The 17,568-nt window shown below is 58.4% G+C and carries 20 protein-coding genes; 8 read left to right on the top strand and 12 right to left on the bottom strand.

Features of this window, described 5'->3' with window-relative positions:
- Positions 1 to 31: 31 nt before the first annotated feature.
- The 4 genes from mtrA to CGERO_RS02665 all read right to left on the bottom strand — a co-directional run bounded on the left by mtrA (position 32) and on the right by CGERO_RS02665 (position 3,333).
- A complete protein-coding gene (mtrA, locus tag CGERO_RS02680) occupies positions 32 to 703 on the bottom strand; it encodes an MtrAB system response regulator MtrA (protein ID WP_123933352.1) in 672 nt (223 codons plus the stop codon).
- Between the two features lie 158 nt (positions 704 to 861).
- Positions 862 to 1,497, bottom strand: a complete 636-nt coding sequence (locus CGERO_RS02675) for a dTMP kinase (protein ID WP_123933351.1) — start codon at positions 1,495 to 1,497, stop codon at positions 862 to 864.
- Complete coding sequence (gene ahcY / locus CGERO_RS02670; protein ID WP_123933350.1) at positions 1,497 to 2,924, bottom strand: adenosylhomocysteinase; 1,428 nt, start codon at positions 2,922 to 2,924, stop codon at positions 1,497 to 1,499. Before ahcY ends, CGERO_RS02675 begins: the two co-directional genes overlap by 1 nt.
- A 52-nt stretch (positions 2,925 to 2,976) precedes the next feature.
- On the bottom strand, positions 2,977 to 3,333 hold the full coding sequence (locus tag CGERO_RS02665) for a DUF4259 domain-containing protein (RefSeq protein WP_425455491.1): 357 nt from the start codon (positions 3,331 to 3,333) through the stop codon (positions 2,977 to 2,979).
- A 161-nt stretch (positions 3,334 to 3,494) separates the two neighbouring features.
- On the opposite strand from CGERO_RS02665, the gene CGERO_RS02660 reads away from it, so the two are divergent.
- Positions 3,495 to 3,995 carry a hypothetical protein gene (locus tag CGERO_RS02660; protein ID WP_123933348.1) on the top strand — a complete coding sequence of 167 codons (501 nt, stop codon included), beginning with the start codon at positions 3,495 to 3,497 and terminating at the stop codon, positions 3,993 to 3,995.
- On the opposite strand, the gene manA is transcribed toward CGERO_RS02660, so the two are convergent.
- From manA to CGERO_RS02640, 4 genes are all read right to left on the bottom strand, one after another.
- Complete coding sequence (manA, locus tag CGERO_RS02655) at positions 3,992 to 5,167, bottom strand: mannose-6-phosphate isomerase, class I (RefSeq protein WP_123933347.1); 1,176 nt, start codon at positions 5,165 to 5,167, stop codon at positions 3,992 to 3,994. The genes CGERO_RS02660 and manA overlap by 4 nt on opposite strands.
- Before the next feature lie 51 nt (positions 5,168 to 5,218).
- Complete coding sequence (locus CGERO_RS02650; protein WP_123933346.1) at positions 5,219 to 6,115, bottom strand: hypothetical protein; 897 nt, start codon at positions 6,113 to 6,115, stop codon at positions 5,219 to 5,221.
- A 10-nt stretch (positions 6,116 to 6,125) separates the two neighbouring features.
- Positions 6,126 to 7,502 carry a phosphomannomutase/phosphoglucomutase gene (locus CGERO_RS02645; RefSeq protein ID WP_123933345.1) on the bottom strand — a complete coding sequence of 459 codons (1,377 nt, stop codon included), beginning with the start codon at positions 7,500 to 7,502 and terminating at the stop codon, positions 6,126 to 6,128.
- Between the two features lie 105 nt (positions 7,503 to 7,607).
- A complete protein-coding gene (locus CGERO_RS02640) occupies positions 7,608 to 7,997 on the bottom strand; it encodes a DUF3499 domain-containing protein (protein WP_164470243.1) in 390 nt (129 codons plus the stop codon).
- 102 nt (positions 7,998 to 8,099) lie between these two features.
- On the opposite strand from CGERO_RS02640, the gene CGERO_RS02635 reads away from it, so the two are divergent.
- On the top strand, positions 8,100 to 8,552 hold the full coding sequence (locus tag CGERO_RS02635) for a metallopeptidase family protein (RefSeq protein ID WP_123933343.1): 453 nt from the start codon (positions 8,100 to 8,102) through the stop codon (positions 8,550 to 8,552).
- 33 nt (positions 8,553 to 8,585) lie between these two features.
- On the opposite strand, the gene CGERO_RS02630 is transcribed toward CGERO_RS02635, so the two are convergent.
- The 3 genes from CGERO_RS02630 to CGERO_RS02620 all read right to left on the bottom strand — a co-directional run bounded on the left by CGERO_RS02630 (position 8,586) and on the right by CGERO_RS02620 (position 11,225).
- Entirely contained in the window at positions 8,586 to 8,876 is a 291-nt protein-coding gene (locus CGERO_RS02630) for a WhiB family transcriptional regulator (RefSeq protein ID WP_123933342.1), read from the bottom strand.
- Between the two features lie 258 nt (positions 8,877 to 9,134).
- A complete protein-coding gene (manB, locus tag CGERO_RS02625; protein ID WP_123933341.1) occupies positions 9,135 to 10,232 on the bottom strand; it encodes a mannose-1-phosphate guanylyltransferase in 1,098 nt (365 codons plus the stop codon).
- 108 nt (positions 10,233 to 10,340) lie between these two features.
- On the bottom strand, positions 10,341 to 11,225 hold the full coding sequence (locus tag CGERO_RS02620) for a glycosyltransferase family 2 protein (RefSeq protein WP_123933340.1): 885 nt from the start codon (positions 11,223 to 11,225) through the stop codon (positions 10,341 to 10,343).
- A 139-nt stretch (positions 11,226 to 11,364) separates the two neighbouring features.
- Here CGERO_RS02620 and CGERO_RS02615 point away from each other — a divergent pair, with 139 nt between their 5' ends.
- From CGERO_RS02615 to CGERO_RS02590, 6 genes are all read left to right on the top strand, one after another.
- Entirely contained in the window at positions 11,365 to 12,903 is a 1,539-nt protein-coding gene (locus CGERO_RS02615) for an LCP family protein (protein ID WP_123933339.1), read from the top strand.
- Positions 12,904 to 12,913: 10 nt separating this feature from the next.
- Positions 12,914 to 13,534 (top strand): TIGR03089 family protein, encoded by a 621-nt coding sequence (locus CGERO_RS02610; protein WP_123933338.1) that lies wholly within the window; start codon positions 12,914 to 12,916, stop codon positions 13,532 to 13,534.
- A 128-nt stretch (positions 13,535 to 13,662) separates the two neighbouring features.
- The gene (locus CGERO_RS02605) at positions 13,663 to 14,934 is read left to right on the top strand and encodes an ABC transporter substrate-binding protein (protein ID WP_123933337.1); all 1,272 of its coding nucleotides are present in this window, start codon (positions 13,663 to 13,665) and stop codon (positions 14,932 to 14,934) included.
- 101 nt (positions 14,935 to 15,035) lie between these two features.
- A complete protein-coding gene (locus CGERO_RS02600; RefSeq protein ID WP_123933336.1) occupies positions 15,036 to 16,028 on the top strand; it encodes a carbohydrate ABC transporter permease in 993 nt (330 codons plus the stop codon).
- Positions 16,025 to 16,852, top strand: coding sequence for a carbohydrate ABC transporter permease (locus CGERO_RS02595; protein WP_123933335.1), 828 nt, complete (start codon positions 16,025 to 16,027; stop codon positions 16,850 to 16,852). The genes CGERO_RS02600 and CGERO_RS02595 overlap by 4 nt, the downstream gene beginning before the upstream one ends.
- An 11-nt stretch (positions 16,853 to 16,863) precedes the next feature.
- Complete coding sequence (locus CGERO_RS02590; protein ID WP_123933334.1) at positions 16,864 to 17,067, top strand: hypothetical protein; 204 nt, start codon at positions 16,864 to 16,866, stop codon at positions 17,065 to 17,067.
- Here CGERO_RS02590 and purE read toward each other — a convergent pair whose 3' ends face one another.
- Positions 17,068 to 17,568, bottom strand: a complete 501-nt coding sequence (gene purE / locus CGERO_RS02585; protein WP_123933333.1) for a 5-(carboxyamino)imidazole ribonucleotide mutase — start codon at positions 17,566 to 17,568, stop codon at positions 17,068 to 17,070.

Genomic DNA, 17,568 nt, shown 5'->3' with positions numbered 1-17,568 from the left:
ATGATATTTGCGGCCGAGTCCCAAGCTACGTTTAGCCAATCTTGTAGCCAACTCCACGAATAGTCAGCACGATCTGCGGATTATCCGGATCGCGTTCGATCTTTGAGCGCAGGCGCTGCACGTGCACATTGACCAAGCGGGTATCGGCGGGGTTTCGATAGCCCCACACCTTTTGCAGCAATTCTTCGCGGCTAAACACCTGGCCGGGCTTCGAAGCCAATTCCACCAGGAGTTGGAACTCCAAAGGAGTGAGCTGAATTTCCTCACCGTTGCGGGTAACTTCGTGGCCCGGCACGTCGATGCGCAAGTCCCCGGCCTCCAGCACGTCGTGGTGTTCATCTTCGCTTCGGCGCAGGCGTGCGCGCATGCGAGCAATGAGTTCTTTATGCTTGAAGGGCTTGGAGATATAGTCGTCCGCACCCGATTCCAAACCGAGCACCACATCAACCGTGTCGGTTTTCGCTGTGAGCATGACAATAGGCACGGAAGATTCGCGGCGGATCAGGCGGCAAATGTCAATGCCGTTCATGCCTGGCAGCATCAAATCTAGAAGCACAAGGTCGGGTTGCTCCCGCTGGAATACCGGCACTGCCTCGGCTCCATCGGACACTGTGACGGTTTGATACCCCTCGGCTTCAAGGACCAAGGTGAGCATCTCGGAGATGCCAGGATCGTCGTCTACCACGAGAATTTTGTGCGGCATGGCGATAAAGGCCACCCTTTCTTGACTACTGCGTTGCTCAAATCTTCTTCAGCCTACCGCGAGGGGGCGAAGAAGAAACAGTCTGGGCACAAGATTTTTCTCGCGACGACGATCCCTATGCTCGCGGACCTCACCGCCAAGTTCCAGGTCCAATACCGTCAATTCTGGCACTCGGCGAGCGTGCGTAGGCGGCGCACAATGTCGGCTGCCACGGTACGAACATCTGCATCGGTCGAAACAACTACCCAAGGTGATGCCCACTGTTGTTTCGCGAGCTCCCGGTATGCCGCAGCAGTTCTAGCTTGCAACCCGGCGTCTGACTCGTATTGATCACGGGTGCGGTGTGCTTCCTGCGTCTCCCGGTGTGCAGCGCGCTGGGCCGCTAGTTCCACGTCGGTATCCAGCAACACTTGCAACGTCGGCCGTGGCAGCGCGAATTGCTCAAACTCCAAATCCGCCACCCAACCGGCAAGGGCTTCGTCATGCGCCCTCGCTGAGGAATAGGCGGCATTGGAGGCAACATACCGATCCAATAAGAGCACCTCTTCGCTGACAGAAGCCGCACGCAAGCGTTCCGCTGCCCCGCGTCGATCCAGCGCGAACAGTGTGGCCATGCCGTAAATGGATTCGCTCAGATCCCCCATGCGCCCGTACAAGGCTTCTTGGGCTAGCTTGGCGTGAACTGAATCTTCGTAGCGAGGAAACGCCAGGTAGTCGGCGCGGATTTCCTGTTGCAGGGCGCGGACAAGAGTATTCTTCCCCGCGCCGTCGATGCCTTCAATCGCGACGATCATTAGTAGCGGTAGTGCTCCGGCTTGTAGGGGCCTGCAACATCCACGCCAATGTATTCCGCTTGTTCCTTGCTTAGCTCGGTGATGGTACCGCCGAGCGCTTCAACGTGGATGCGCGCCACCAGCTCATCGAGCACCTTGGGCAGGCGGTACACCTCGTTGGTGTAAGTGCCGTCGTTATTGAAAAGCTCGATTTGGGCCAAGGTCTGGTCAGCGAATGAGGTGGACATGACGAAGCTTGGATGCCCGGTGGCGTTGCCCAAGTTCAGCAGGCGCCCTTCTGACAAGACGATGATGCTTCGTCCATTCGGCAACGTGAATTCGTCTACCTGCGGCTTGATGGTCACACGCTGTACATCATCGCGGTGCATGAGTGAAGCCATGTCGATCTCATTGTCGAAGTGCCCAATGTTGCCCAGGATCGCGTGATCTTTCATCTTCAGCATTTGCTCGAAGGAGATGATGTCACGGTTACCGGTGGCGGTAATGACAATGTCAGCGTCCGCGATGGCGTCATTCACGTGCACCACGGGGAAACCGTCCATCAGTGCCTGCAGCGCGTTAATCGGATCAGCCTCGGTCACTTTCACGCGTGCGCCTTGGCCGTCCATGGCTTCGGCGCAGCCCTTACCGACGTCTCCGTAGCCACAAATGAGCACGCTCTTGCCGCCCATGAGGGCATCAGTGGCGCGGTTGATGCCGTCGAGAAGCGAGTGGCGGGTGCCATACTTGTTGTCGAACTTGGACTTTGTCACCGCGTCATTGACGTTCATCGCGGGGAAAGGCAGTTCGCCAGCTTCAGCGAAGTGGTAGAGGCGGTGCACGCCGGTGGTGGTTTCCTCGGTCACGCCCTTGACGGACTCCGCGATCTTGCCCCACTTGCCGGGCTCAGCTTCAAGCACGCGGCGAAGCATTGCTTTGAACGCTTTTGCCTCATCTGAATCGTGCTCATCATCTGGCGGCACCACGCCTGCCTGCTCAAATTCGCGGCCTTTAATCACGGCCATGGTGGCATCGCCCCCGTCATCGAGGATCATGTTGGGCAGTTGATCACCCCAAGAGAAAATCTCGTTGACACAATCCCAGTACTCCTCCAGGGTTTCTCCCTTCCATGCGAACACCGGCACGCCCTGGGGATTCTCCGGGGTACCTTTGCCCACCACCACGGCAGCAGCGGCTTCGTCTTGGGTAGAAAAGATGTTGCAGGACGTCCAGCGAACCTCAGCACCGAGCGCCACCAGGGTCTCAATGAGCACCGCAGTCTGCACGGTCATGTGAATGGAGCCAGCGATTCGCGCGCCCTTGAGGGGTTGTTCCTGGGCGTACATCTTGCGCAGTTCCATCAACCCTGGCATCTCGTGCTCGGCTAGTCGGATTTGGTGGCGTCCTGCCTCTGCCAGGTTGATATCGCGGATGCGGTAGTCAGTCATGGGCGCGTGAAATTCCTTACTCGTATTCCTGAGGGAGTGTTGCAAACAGCTACTAGCTTAGAGCTTCAATGTAGGGGTCGAGGTCTTCGTCGCTTTCAACGGCTTCAAGCAGCGCAGCGGCAGCCTCGCGAGTGTCTTCATCACCTTTGCCGCGCAGGCTCAGAATAAATGGATAGTCCTGAGCCAGTTCACTGTCGCTAAAAGGAGCACCGGCCCAAATTGCAAGCAAGGTGGCGGCCAGCAGGGCGTTGTCCTGCTCATCACCTTCGGCGCCTTGTTTTGTCGCGATAGTGACCAAATCGCTGACCTCTGCAACGATGCTGCTTGCATCAAGATCTGCCAGCTCGTCGAGCAGATCAATATTGTTATCGATTCCGAAGATTGCGTCTTCCCATCCGCTCACATTCATCACCTTTTCCAACTTTTCGACGCCTCAGCGCGCCACTACCTTCCATTCATACTGCATTGCGCTGCTCGCATGCAGAAATGATCGCTTTGCAGGTACTCCGAACCGTGATAACCTCTGTGATCAAATCGTTATCAAACCTTTATACGAAAAGTGGCACCACCATGAAGCACACCACGCGCACCGTGATTGGCGCGTTCGGCGCGGGTGCCTTGTTGGCGGCGGGGGTTGGCGTTGGGGTGTGGAAACTCGACCCCGCGTGGAGCAGCTCGAAACCCAAGGCCACGGCGGGAATCTCGACCGCTTCGTCGACAAGCAAAACAGTGCCAAGTACATCGAGCACACGAGCTACGCCAACCGTGGTGAGCTCTGCCGACGTGGAACCAGTGATCACGGATCACTCGGCGGGAGTGATGCGTCAGGACGACCCACTTCTGCCTCCGAATGCTTTCATCCCGGAGGAGCCAGTGGCTCCGGAGAGCACCACCACGCCCACAACGACTGAAACAACCACCCCCAGCGCCCCCGTCCCTGAGTCTGAGGTACCGCTGATCTCAGAAGCACCGAGCGTGGAGTTGGATCTGACCGAAAAACCCTCGACACCGCCCGAAGGGATTTTGGACTCCTGGAATTCCTGGGCTCAGGCAATGGGTCTGACGGGCTAAACCGCGCCGACCGAAGCGATGAAGAGCTTGCCCTCACCGTGAACCTCAATCGCCGGGTCATCCGCAGAAATCCACAGCGCTTCGGTCGGGTTCAGCGTTTCTACACCGGCATGTATCGATCCCTCGGTACACAGCACAATCGCTGGTCCCGCATGTTCTACGCGCACTTCGCCCTGCACATCAAGGGTACGGAGAGAGAACTCGCGGGCGGGTACTTGATACACACCGTTCTGTGGCTGCACCACGGGATCCTCGAGCGTTGAAAAGCGCAACACATGAACCAGTTCCGGTATATCCACATACTTCGGGGTGAGACCACCGCGCAGGACATTGTCCGAGTTCGCCATGATTTCCACGCCAAGCCCCGACACGTACGCGTGGAGATTGCCAGCATCGAGGTAAATCGCTTCTCCTGGCTGCAGCGCAATGTGATTCAGCAACAGTGCACCAAGTACTCCAATGTCACCGGGGTGACGATCCTGGAGATCGATCACCTGGCGCAGCACCTGCTGCATCCAAGGCTCCACGCTTTCTTGGACGCGCTTTGCAGCAGCCACTACTGCCTCAATCAAGGTGGTGCGAGCTGTGCTTGGGATTGTGATCCAAGTAGTAAAGAGCGCGCGAAGATCCCCCTCCTCCGCGCCCTTTGTGCCCTCTAGATGCTCCGGAATCAGATTCGCGTAGTGCTCAAGCTCTGGGCAGTCGAGGGCCCGGAATAAGGCGCGGGTGCGCTCAAGAGGGCGAAAACCGGCCATCGCATGAAACTCGGTTATCGCGACCATCAGCTCAGGCTTGTGATTATCATCGCGATAATTACGTTCTCGCGCATCGAGGGCGATTCCCTCGTCGTTCTCGCGCGCGAAGCCTTCCCGCGCTTGCTCCAACGACGGATGCGCTTGCAGTGATAGTGGCTGTTCTGCGGCGAGAAGTTTGAGCAGGAACGGAAGGCGCTCCGAATATTGCTCCACAACGCTTCCCCCGAGTTCACGCACTGGGTTCTTGGCGATCACCTCCGTGAGGGCTTCACCATCGACGCTCGACGGCGCTGCTGGATGCGCCCCATACCAGAGCTCAGCAAGCGGGGTGTTAGATGGTTGCTCACCACGAAGCTGCTGGATGAGCGTCCTTGAGCCCCAAGAATATGCTTGGGCACTCGGAATCAGCTTCTGCATGGACTTGAACAACCTTTCCAAAATCTTTTAAAAAATTTAAGTGCTCGACACTTAAGTCATTGTGTACATCGTAGCCGCGAAGCCTCGCGCGATGAGGGCGCACAAAGCCGTGGCGTAATCACCCTCGGCGTGAGCCAACTCCCCCACACTCCAACGAATCACGGCCGCCGGAATAGGTGCGGGACCTTGCTCAATTGGATCGTAAAAAGGATCAACCGGAGGCTGCCGTTGCTGGAATAGCCCGAGCAACGCTGCATCGAGATGGGCGCTGGCCCTGCCCGCTTGTGTCCAAAGGTAAGCCACCAGCGCTACCAGATCCTTCGATTCCGCATCCGCAGCTACATGCAGCGGGGTGCCTGATCGCTGGGCAATGTCTTTGGCGGGATTGAGTTCCTCGTGATCGGGAGCGCAGCGGATGAGCTCCTCGTCTACCCGATCCGCCAGCGAAAGCAGCCGCTTGGGCACGGATTCGGCAGTCCTGGCACCACGAAACAACACAGCGAGCACGGTAGCTACCGCGCGTAGGGGCGAAGGCCCCTCGTGCATTGGCAGCATCGGAATGATGTGGGTACTCGCCGGCAAGTCACGCACCAGGGGCCCCTCGCCCACTGCAGCGATGCTGAGCACCGATCGAGCGTGGCACACGCTAGCCGCCTGCGCGAGAGCGTCGTGCGATCCGCGTTCGCTCAACAGAATCACAACATCGAGGGGTCCTACGTAGCTCGGCAGCTCGCGGCAAATAGTGACAGGTGCTGACCAAGGGGCGCTGATGTTCACCGCAGCCCGAGCCGCATGCAGGCAGAGCTCATCGCCCGCGAGCACCACAATGCTTCGAGGGCGTTCAATCGGAAGCTGATCCCAGGGCAGCGCATCGGCAACAGCACGAATTTGTGCGCCTTCGTGCGCGATATCAAAATACGCTTGAGCGTGATCGATACTTACTGCCATATTGTCTCGCTTAGGCGCGGATGATCGCGAGGATCTCGCTCACCAGAGCATCCACTTCGTCTTGGGTGGGAGCCTCAACATTGAGGCGCAGGAGCGGCTCGGTGTTCGATGCGCGCACGTTGAACCATGCTGGAGTGCCCTTCAGCTCCACGGTAAAACCGTCGAGCTCATCGACGCTTTCAGCACGATCGGCAAAAGCGTCAAGCACCGCTTGGGCGCGTTCTGCTTGCGCCTCGGCGGAATCGAGCTTGGAGTTAATTTCACCGGAGGCTGCGTAACGGGTGTATTCCGCCATGAGTTCAGACAGAGGCTTGTCCTGGCCGCCCAGCGCGGCAAGCACGTGCATGGCCGCGAGGATGCCGGAATCGGCGTTGAAGAACTCCTGGAAATAGTAGTGAGCTGAGTGCTCACCACCGAATACCGCACCGTGCTCCGCCATTTGAGCCTTGATAAAGGAGTGCCCAACTCGGGTGCGCACCGGGGTGCCACCGTGTTCACGAATGATATCCGGCACGGTTTTGGAGGTGATCAAGTTGTGGATGATCGTAGAGCCAGGCTTGCGCTCAAGATAACGCTGCGCAACGATCGCACAGATAGCTGACGGGCTCACGGGTTGGCCGAGTTCGTCTACCACGAAGCAACGGTCTGCATCACCGTCGAAGGCCAAGCCGATGTCTGCGCCCACCTCTGGGGTGAAGGCTTGGAGATCCACCAGGTTCTTGGGATCGAGAGGGTTGGCCTCGTGGTTGGGGAAGGTGCCATCGAGTTCGAAGTAGAGGTCTTCAATGTCGAGGTTCAGCCCTTTGAACACTTCCGGCACCGTGTAACCTGCCATGCCGTTGGCGGCATCCACGGCAACTTTGAGGTGGCGGATACTGCTCAGATCAACCAGATTGCGCAGGTACTGCCCGTAAGCTTCGAGGGTTGCTCTTTCACTGATGGCGCCCGCTTCCCCTTCGTAGGCAGGTACTCCCTCAACCAACATGTCGATGATGTCTGCGAGCCCGGTTGCTTGGCCCACGGGACGCGCACCTGAGCGGCAGAGCTTGATGCCGTTGTATTCAGCAGGGTTGTGGGAGGCGGTGAACATGGCACCGGGGCAATCCAGCTCGCCGGATGCGAAGTACAGCTGGTCTGTTGAACTCAGGCCGATCATGACGGCGTTGACGCCCTGGCTTGTCACGCCTTCGGCGAATGCCCGTGCCAGCTCGGGTGAGGAGGGGCGCATGTCATGCCCGATCACGACCTGCTCGGCACTTTCATTGCGCATGAGTCGTCCGAAGGCGGCACCGACGTCACGGATGAAATCCGCGTCGATATCCTCACCGACGACGCCACGGACGTCGTATGCCTTAATAACGTTGCTCACTGCTTCTCGAGAACGCATGGGTTTCCTTTCGGACTCTCATCGGCGCGCGCCAGGTGAGCGCTTGCCTGAAGTTACCCGAAATACCCTACTCCCCCGCAGGTGTGAGGCTGTAGCTACAGACGATTATTGCTGCTTATCAGCGTCGTGAACCACCTGGAGGTGTGCGCGTCGCGTCGCCTTTCTCCGTGCTTTATGCACAGGGTGGTTTTGGCCGACGTGTTCGCTTTGCCCCAACGTTGGCTGCTCAATGCTCGACCGCCCCGCTTGACGCACTGCCTCAGCGAGAGCCGTGAGGTCTTCGTCGTCTTCTTCCAGGGCATCAACGCGCAGCAATTCCCAGCCCAGCGGCGCCGTGATCTTGGATGCGTGGTGTTCACAAAGGTCCCAGCTATGCGGGTCACTGCTGGTGGCCAGGGGACCTACCACGGCGGTGGACTGCGCATAGGCGTAGGTCAACGTTGCTACGGCTGGTTTGCCGCATCCGGGGCGAGAGCATCGTCGATAGTGATTCACGTCCACAGAGTCTAGACCTCCACTTGAGGTTTTTGAAGCGCACCACACCCGAGCGGCGAGCCAACACCTCTCAACACCGAACGCAGATTAGGATTTTTCCTCATGACGCGCACCCGTACTGATCGCCACGGCCGAGGGCTGCGTGGCCCGCTTTTCCCCCGGGCGGTTCCCCGATTCCGTTCTCACAGCCAGCTTTTCGACGCCGCCGTCCTCCAAGCCTACGAGCCCCTTCATCGCCGTTTCCGTGACGAATTGAGCCAGCTCGATATAGCGATCGACACAATTCCCCGTATGCGTTTTCATGCTGATCCAGCATTGATGCCGGATGAAATCACAGCGGATGGCGCCGTTCCCCTCGGGCGCGTTATCCCTGCGGGCATTGATCAACGTGGCAATCCCACCCGGGCGAGAATTGTCATATTCCGTATGCCGATCGAGCAACGCTCGGCCGATGCGCAAGAGCGGGCAGAGCTATTAAAGACGGTGCTGGTGTCACTGGTGGCGACGTATCTGAACATGGCGCCGACGGATATTGACCCCGACTTCATAGATTAAATCCCCAGCCCGTGGACGGGGCTGGGGATTTTGTTAAGCAATCTGATTTTTCAAGCGGCGGCGCTCGCGTTCGGAGAGGCCACCCCAGATGCCAAAGCGCTCATCGTGTTCTAGTGCGAACTCAAGGCATTCATCACGCACACTGCAAGCGTTGCAGATGCGCTTTGCCTCGCGGGTAGAGCCACCCTTTTCAGGGAAGAATGCCTCAGGATCAGTTTGCGCGCACAGCGCTTGCTCCTGCCATTCCTGCTCGACTGCGCCGAAGAGTTCGTCGAGCGTGAGATCCACTGCCGTTCGAGAGCGAGGTGCGGCGTTATCAGCCATGGTATCCACGCCACCTTCCTCTGGTTGCTCCAGGCTTTTCTACAACTCACATCGTTTCTACGATGAATTACACACCTGCGATTCAACACGCCGACACAAGATATCGTCAACTTTTCAGCGGAACTTTTTTTGGCCAAAAAGCAATTCCCCTGGCAGTTAACCACAATCGTCACACCAGTCACAGATTGCACTGCCAGGGGGTAATACTCGGGGGCACTATATCTAGTGGCGTCACCGATCAGGACTCACAAGGGCCATTTAAGCGTCGGAAGAAAAACGGATACCCGAGTCCGGAATTTCCACTCCCGGCCATACGCGAGCGCCGTCGAGGAGCTCACAACGAGCGCCAATCACTGCACCTTCACCAATGACAGCCCCACGGATACGAGCGTTTGCGCCGATTCGGGCACCCGCAGCGATGATGGAATCCTCGATTACTGCACCAGGCTCAATGGTCACCCCATCGAACACCACAACATCATCGAGCCTGCAGCCAGCGCCGATTTCGGTGCCACGGCCAATCACAGTGCCTCCCAGCAGAAGCGCCCCATCACGAACCCCGGCGGATTCGTCGACAAGCGCCTCGCCCGTCTTCCCTTCAAGCAGTGGCGAAGGCGCGATGCCGCGAACCAGGTCAGAAGAACCGCGAACGAAATCACCAGGCGTACCCATGTCCCGCCAGTAGGCGTTGTCCACGTGTCCAAACACCCTACGGCCTTCCTCCAAGAGCTTGGGGAAGGTCTCGCGCTCCACACTCACCACGCGGCGCGCTGGAATTTCTTCAATCACAGAACGGCGGAAGACGTAACAGCCCGCGTTGATCTGGTCGGTCGGCGGATCTTCAGTCTTTTCCAAAAACTCCAACACGCGACCATCGGCATCAGTAGGTACGCAACCAAAAGCACGCGCGTCAGGCACGCGCACCAGGTGCAGGGTCGCATCCGCGTCGTTACGATGATGAGCCTCTAGGATCGGCCCTAGCTCTGCGCCGCCGAGCACGTCGCCGTTAAACACCATCACCGTGTCCGCACGCAGCTTGCTAGCAACATTACGGATGCCACCACCAGTGCCAAGTGGCTGATCTTCCACGACGTACTCAATCTCGAGCCCCATGTCCTCACCATTGCCGAAGTATTCCTCGAATACCTCAGCCTTGAAGGAAGTACCAAGCACAACGTGCTGGATACCCGCAGCCTGAATACGCGCCAGCAGGTGCTTGAGAAAAGGCACGCCTGCGGTCGGCAGCATCGGCTTCGGCGTATTCACCGTCAGGGGACGCAAGCGGGTGCCCTTGCCACCCACCAGAATTACGGCGTCAGTAGAGCCTGCGATGTCGCTTCGACTCTGCGTTGTCATGTAAACCTCAATCGTTCTCGTGCCTCATAGTGAGGCAACAAACCGTTCACACAACCGTAACCCGAAGCCACCAGAATCCTGCGCAGGGCGTGCCGAAGAAAAGCGTATTCAGTTTTTCTTACGCTTAGCGCACTGCACCGCAAGAATCCCACGCACACGCAAGCCAGCCTTCAATACCGCACGGACCGGCCACTGCCACCAATGCGGATGCCGGTCAGCCTGGAAGCGATACGCAGATTCGTGGTGAGCGTGCAGCATTGCTTCTGGGCGCTTACCCGCCGCATGGCCAACCGCGTGGGTGATCTGGGCGTTTGGGCAAAACACATTGTCAAAACCCGCACGGCCCAGGCGGTCGCCCAAATCAACGTCCTCCATATACATGAAGTAGCGCTCGTCAAAACCGCCAATGCGCTCAAACGCATCCCACTTCAACAACAGGCAAGAGCCGGAAAGCCAGCCAGCGAGGCGTTCCTCATCCATGCGTTCGCCATCGCGATAGGCACGGCTGTAGGGATTGCTTGGCCAAATCGTGCCAAGCAGCGCATGCCCAATACCGTTGCGAAGATTTGGCACTGTGCGCGCAGATGGATATGCACTGCCGTCATCTTGGCGAATATACGGCCCCACCGCGCCCGCTTCCCTCCACCGTTGAGCGCAAGCGATCATCGCGTCGATGCCGCCCGGATCGAAGACGACGTCGGGATTGGCGATAACAAAAAAGTCGGGATCGATCAGCCCCTGTTCGCGCATTGGTTTGAGAAATTCCACGCCAGCATTCATTCCGGCGCCATATCCCACGTTGCCGCCGGTGGATAAGAAGAAAACACGCACACCGTCGGCCGCTGCTTCCGGCACGCCATCGGTTGAGCCATTATCGGCAAGCACCACCATGGTTGGCTGTGCACTCGCGCTACGCACGGACTCCAAAAAAGGAGCAAGGTGCTCCCCCGGGGAGTACGTAACAGTAATGACTGGGATGGCTGGAGTATTCACAGATCCATAGCCTACAAGCTGTGAGCTTCAGCGCGCTGCCGGGCGAGGGTTATGAAAAACCATGGCGCTCTGCCTTAGACTGCTTGGGAATCCGGCCGAGATCATTCGGCCAAACACTGCAGCGGAATCAAGGATCGGCATGACCAACAAAATGCGCCGCACTCGCAATATCCAGGCGGCACCGCAATTTGAGGCCACCAGCCAACAAAAGGGGCCTCGAGCATTGCGTACTTTTTTAGCAGTGTTGAGCGTGTTGGTACTCGTACTTTCCGGGGCTGGGTACTTCACCGTAGGCAAGCTGGGCAATACCCTGGCTTCTGCCGGAAACTTGTCGCTCGGTGAGGCTAAGGGCGTGAAAGAGGCAGCCGACGGCGCCACGGACATCTTGTTGGTTGGTTCCGATTCCCGTACCGATGCCCAGGGCAATCCGCTCACTTCCGAAGAAATTGAGATGCTCCACGCGGGCGATGAGCAAAATGACAATACCGATACGATCATGCTGATCCGTGTGCCCAACGACGGCAGCTCAGCCACCGCCATTTCCATCCCCCGCGACACCTATATTCATGAAGACGCTTTCGGCGACATGAAGATCAACGGCGTGTACAAAGCCTTCAAAGATCAGAAGCGCCAGGAATTGCTGGATCAAGGCGTCAGTGATCAGAAGACCGTTGAACAGCGCGCTACGGAAGCTGGGCGTCAGGGATTGATCGCCGAGGTCTCTGACCTTTCCGGGGTCACCATCGACCACTACGCTGAGGTTGGTCTGCTGGGCTTTGTTTTGCTTACCGACGCCGTGGGTGGCGTCGAAGTCTGCCTAAACGAGGCCACCAGTGATGAATTCTCCGGCGCGGACTTCCCCGCCGGTGTGCAGACCTTGAACGGCTCGCAGGCGCTCGCTTTTGTTCGCCAACGCCACGGCCTTCCGCGCGGCGACCTCGATCGAATTGTGCGCCAGCAGGCGTTCATGGCGTCGCTGGTGAACAAGGTGCTTTCCACGGGCACGCTCACCAACCCCCAAGCCCTGAATGACATGGCAAATGCGGTGGAGCGTTCTGTGGTGATTGATAAGGACTGGGACATCATGAGTTTTGCCACTCAGTTGCAGAACCTCGCCGGTGGCAACGTCAAATTCAATACTATCCCTGTGACCTCTATTGACGGCACCGGCACCTATGGCGAATCGGTGGTGACCATCGATCAGGAACAGGTTCGCGCGTTCTTCGATTCATTGCTCGGAAATGCCAACTCTTCCGAAGCACAGGCACCGAAGTCCAAGGTGAACGTCTACAACGCCACCACTACCGAGGGGCTCGCCTCCACTGTTGCCACGTTCATTCGCACGCAAGGGCTCAGCATTGGTGAAACGGGCAATGAAAGCGAAAGAACCGAATCGGTGATTTTGGCTCACGATAAAGACAATGAGGCCGCACAACAGCTCGCCAGCGCGCTGAACCTGCCCATCAAGGAAAACAAAGACCTACCGAAGGATGAGGTATCGGTCATCGTCGGCTTTGATTACGCAGGACCTCAGCTAGACGCCCCGAGCGAAACCACGGACCAGGATTCTTCGACTGAGGCGACCACTACCGTGGGCGAACCCGGTGCAGACGCCGGTGAAGCCATCGTTGGGCCCGAAATCGACGCCGGTGGCGAAGGGCCTCGCTGCGTGAACTAGCATCGCGACTATGCGCCTGCTCCAAGACCTCCTACGCCAAGACCCCGCGACACCGCGGGTCACCATCTACGAAGAAGACGCCGGCAACCGCCTGGACTTTTCGGCACAAACCCTAGACAACTGGGCCGCCAAGGTTGCCAACATGCTCCGCGAGGAGCTCGAGCTGGAACCGGGCGATCCCGTCAGCGTGGACCTGCCCGTGAGCTGGCAGTCAATCGCCATCAGTTTGGGATGCGTGGCAGCCGAACTTGATCTTCGATTCGACCACAGCGCCGAGGTTCTTTTCTGCGACTCGAAGCCAGAAAACTATGACGGCGAGGTCGTGCTAGTGAGCTCTGATCCTTTCGGCCGCGGCATCAGCGAACTCGGGAAAGCGCTGCCTGACGATTGCATCGACTTCGGCCCCACCGTGCGATTTTTCGGCGACCACTTCCCCGAGGAAGGCCCGAGTCTTGCCGCTTGGGCGCCACCGCGTGAAGCACGACGCCACCTCAGCACCGGCTGGAATTCGCTTGATCAGATGCGCGAACTGCTGGGGCATCTTTCCGCCGGAGGCTCATTGGTGATCGTTCGTGGCCCAGCCTCGCCGGAGAGGATTGCGGAAATCGCCCGAGCAGAACGGGCAGAATAGGGCGCGCTGGTGCCCGTCGAAAAGCATGAAACCACCCCCAGATAAGGGTGTCTTGTTTCATATTGCCCCCGAAATGGGTTGCGCATCACTACCTTAAACTGAGAACTCAAGGAAAGGTTTGAAGCGACATGAAACACTTCACCCGAACCGGCGCCACCCTCGCCGCACTCGCACTCTTCGGCGGCGCAGCATTGGCCGGATGCTCCTCGGACTCCTCCAGCCCGCAAAGCAGCAGCGAGGCCTCCAGCAGTGGAAACGAGCGCGGCCCCATCACCTTCGCCATGGGCAAGAACGATACCGACAAGCTCACCCCCATCATCGACGCCTGGAACAAGGACCACCCCGACGAGCAAGTAACACTCAAAGAACTCGCGGGTGAAGCCGACCAGCAGCGTGACACCCTCGTGCAATCCCTTCAAGCCGGCAACTCGGACTATGACGTGATGGCGCTCGATCTTCCCTGGACGGCGGAATTCGCCGCACAGCAATGGATCATCCCCCTTGAAGGCGACTACGCCGTGGACACCTCCAAGCTGCTGCAATCAACCGTGGAATCCGCAACCTACAACGGCAAGCTCTACGCACTGCCACAAAACACCAACGGCCAATTGCTTTACCGCAACACCGAGATCATTCCCGAAGCCCCAACAAATTGGACCGAACTCGTCGAGGGCTGCAAGAAGGCTGAAGAAGCCAAGCAGGACTGCCTCACCCTTCAACTAAGCCAATACGAAGGCCTCGCAGTAAATACCATTGACTTCATTCACGGCTGGGGCGGCGAGGTTATCGACGGCAACGAACCCGCCGTGGACTCTCCTGAAGCACGAGAAGGCATGAGCGCGATGGTTGAAGCCTACAAGGATGGCGTGATCTCCAAGAACTCCATCTCTGCCACTGAAGAAGAAACAAACCAGGCCTTCGTCGGCGGCGAAACCGCCATGGCAGTTAACTGGCCCTACATGTACACCACCGCGGACGCCGATAATTCCGCGGTCAAAGGCAAGTACAAGGTATCCCCCTTGGTTGGCAAAGATGGCACTGGCGTATCCACCCTGGGCGGATACAACAACGGCATTAACGTGAACTCCAAGCACAAGGCCACGGCACTGGACTTCATGAAGTTCATCATCAACGAAGACAACCAGAAGTCCTTCGCTGACGCATCCTTCCCGCCCGTGCTCGCCTCTGTTTACGATGATGCAGCCTACGTGGAGAAGTACCCCTACCTCCCGGCGCTGAAGGTGTCGCTTGAAAACGCCAAGCCGCGGCCCGTGAGCCCCTTCTACCCTGCAATTTCCAAGGCCATCCAGGACAACGCCACCGCGGCATTGAAGGGCGATACGTCTGTCGATGACGCCGCCTCTGAGATGAAGGCCGCGATCAGCAACGCCTCCAAGTAACAATCGGTTCCACCTAAGCACCTGCTCTCAGCGAGCAGGTGCTTATGTTTGGCAGCACCGCGCGCCCTGACTCCTCCCTCCCAACATCCAAGGACTTTTCTATGGCAAACACCAAGCGCAACCGCGCCGCAGTGTGGCTGATCGCCCCCGCTCTCGTGGTGTTGGCGGTGGTGATTGGCTACCCCATCATTCGCGCGATCTATTTGTCATTCCAAGCTGACAAGGGCTTGGATCCCACAACTGGGCTCTTTACAGACGGCGGCTTTGCCGGCTTGCAGCACTATCAGTACTGGCTCCTGCAGCAATGTACAGCGGCCACGGGCACCAGCCGATGCCCCGACGGCGTCATCGCCACCGACTTCTGGCCCGCAATCGGCAACACGCTCTTTTTCACCTTGGTGACCGTAAGCCTGGAGATCGTGCTGGGCATGGCCATGGCGTTGGTGATGCACCGAGAGTTCGCGGGGCGTGGCCTACTACGTGCCGCTGTGCTGATCCCCTGGGCTATCCCAACAGCAGTGACGGCGAAATTGTGGCAGTTCATCTTCGCTGATCGTGGCATCATCAACGCGATCCTCAATGAACCGGTGCAGTGGACCACTGATCCTTGGGCCGCTCGCACTGCGGTGATTATCGCCGATGTGTGGAAGACCACCCCATTCATGGCATTGCTGATCTTGGCTGGCCTGCAGATGATTCCCAAGGACGTCTACGAGGCTGCGATGGTGGACGGGGCGAACGCTTGGCAGCGCTTCACGCGCATCACCCTGCCGCTGGTTCGCCCGGCGCTTATGGTGGCGGTGCTCTTCCGCACCCTCGACGCACTGCGTATGTATGACTTGCCGGTGATTATGATTTCGCCTTCCTCCAACTCTCCCGCCGCCACTATTTCCCAATTGGTGGTCGAGGACATGCGCCAGGGGCATTTCAATTCGGCTTCCGCGCTGTCCACCCTGATCTTCCTGTTGATATTCGCGGTGGCTTTCATCATGATCCGCTTCCTCGGCGCGGACATTTCAGGATCCCGTGAGCAGCGCCAATTGCGCAAGACCGACGCCGCAGTAGCTGCACGCCGAAAGGAGCAGGTGGCATGAAGAAATCCTTGATCGGACATTATCTTGGCGTGTTGCTCATCATGCTGTGGGGCATGGCGCCGTTTTATTGGATGGTGGTGACGGCCCTGCGCGATCCCGCATACACCTTCGACACCACGCCTTGGCCCACGCACGTGACGCTGCAAAACTTCCGCGATGCGCTCGCGACGGACAAGGGCAATGATTTCCTCCAGGCGATTTGGAACTCGCTGTTGATTAGCTTGTCGACGACCGCGCTTGCCGTCATCGTTGGCGTGTTCACGGCCTACGCTCTGGCGCGCTTCGAGTTTCGCGCCAAGGGGCTGGTTACCGGGATCATCCTCGCCGCCTCAATGTTTCCCGGCATTGCGCTGGTGACGCCACTGTTCCAGCTCTTTGGCGATTTGGGGTGGATCGGGACGTATCGGGCGCTCATCATCCCGAACATATCCTTCGCGCTGCCGCTGACGATTTACACGCTGGTGAGTTTCTTTCGCCAGCTGCCCTGGGAACTGGAGGAGGCCGCCCGAGTTGATGGTGCCACCCGCGCTCAGGCCTTCCGCTACATTCTGCTGCCCCTGGCGGCACCGGCGCTGTTTACCACGGCAATCCTGGCGTTCATCGCCACGTGGAATGAGTTCATGCTGGCAAAACAGCTCTCCACCAATGCCACTGAGCCCGTGACCGTGGCCATTGCACGTTTCTCGGGCCCCAGCGCCTTCGAATTCCCCTATACCTCCATCATGGCTGCGGGCGCGCTGGTCACCGTCCCGCTCATCATCATGGTGCTGGTGTTCCAACGCCGAATCGTCTCCGGCCTGACTGCCGGTGGAGTGAAAGCGTAAACTCATTGCCCATGAGCAACACCCCAGAAAGCCGTAAAGCACTGCTATATGATGCCTTGCTTGGTTTTCTGGGGTTCTTTTCGTTCTTAGCGTTTATCCAGGCAGTGGTGAATCTCTTTCAGCCAGAGCCGCTGGTGTGGCCCGCTGTTTTGGCACTGGTCTTGGTTGTTAGCACCGTGGTGGTATGGCGAGCACGTGGCCGCTGGCGACAGTAACTATTCACCCATAAGCTTGCGCCGCAAAGCGGCGTCTTTTTCTTCCACCTTCTGGCGCAAACCCTCTTGGTAGTCCGCCATCTTCTGGATTAATTCTTCATCCCCTGCGCCCAGGATTCGTACAGCCAGCAAACCGGCATTCTGGGCACCGCCGATAGAAACGGTAGCGACGGGAACACCCGCAGGCATCTGGACGATGGAGAGCAATGAGTCCATCCCATCAAGATCCTTGAGCGCGCGTGGCACGCCGATCACTGGCAGCGGCGTTGCGGCGGCAACCATGCCGGGCAAGTGAGCTGCACCGCCGGCGCAGGCAATGATCACCTTGATGCCTCGAGTGTGAGCCTGCTTGGCATAAGCCAACATCTTTTCCGGCGTGCGGTGCGCAGACACCACCCCCACCTCGAAAGGAATGCCGAATTCCGCCAGTACCTCAGCGGCTGGTTCAACGGTGGGCCAGTCTGAATCCGAGCCCATGATGAGTCCAACGAGTGCTTGCAT

This window comes from Corynebacterium gerontici (assembly GCF_003813985.1).
Taxonomy (GTDB): Bacteria; Actinomycetota; Actinomycetes; order Mycobacteriales; family Mycobacteriaceae; genus Corynebacterium; species Corynebacterium gerontici.
This window is presented reverse-complemented; position numbering and strand designations above follow the sequence as displayed.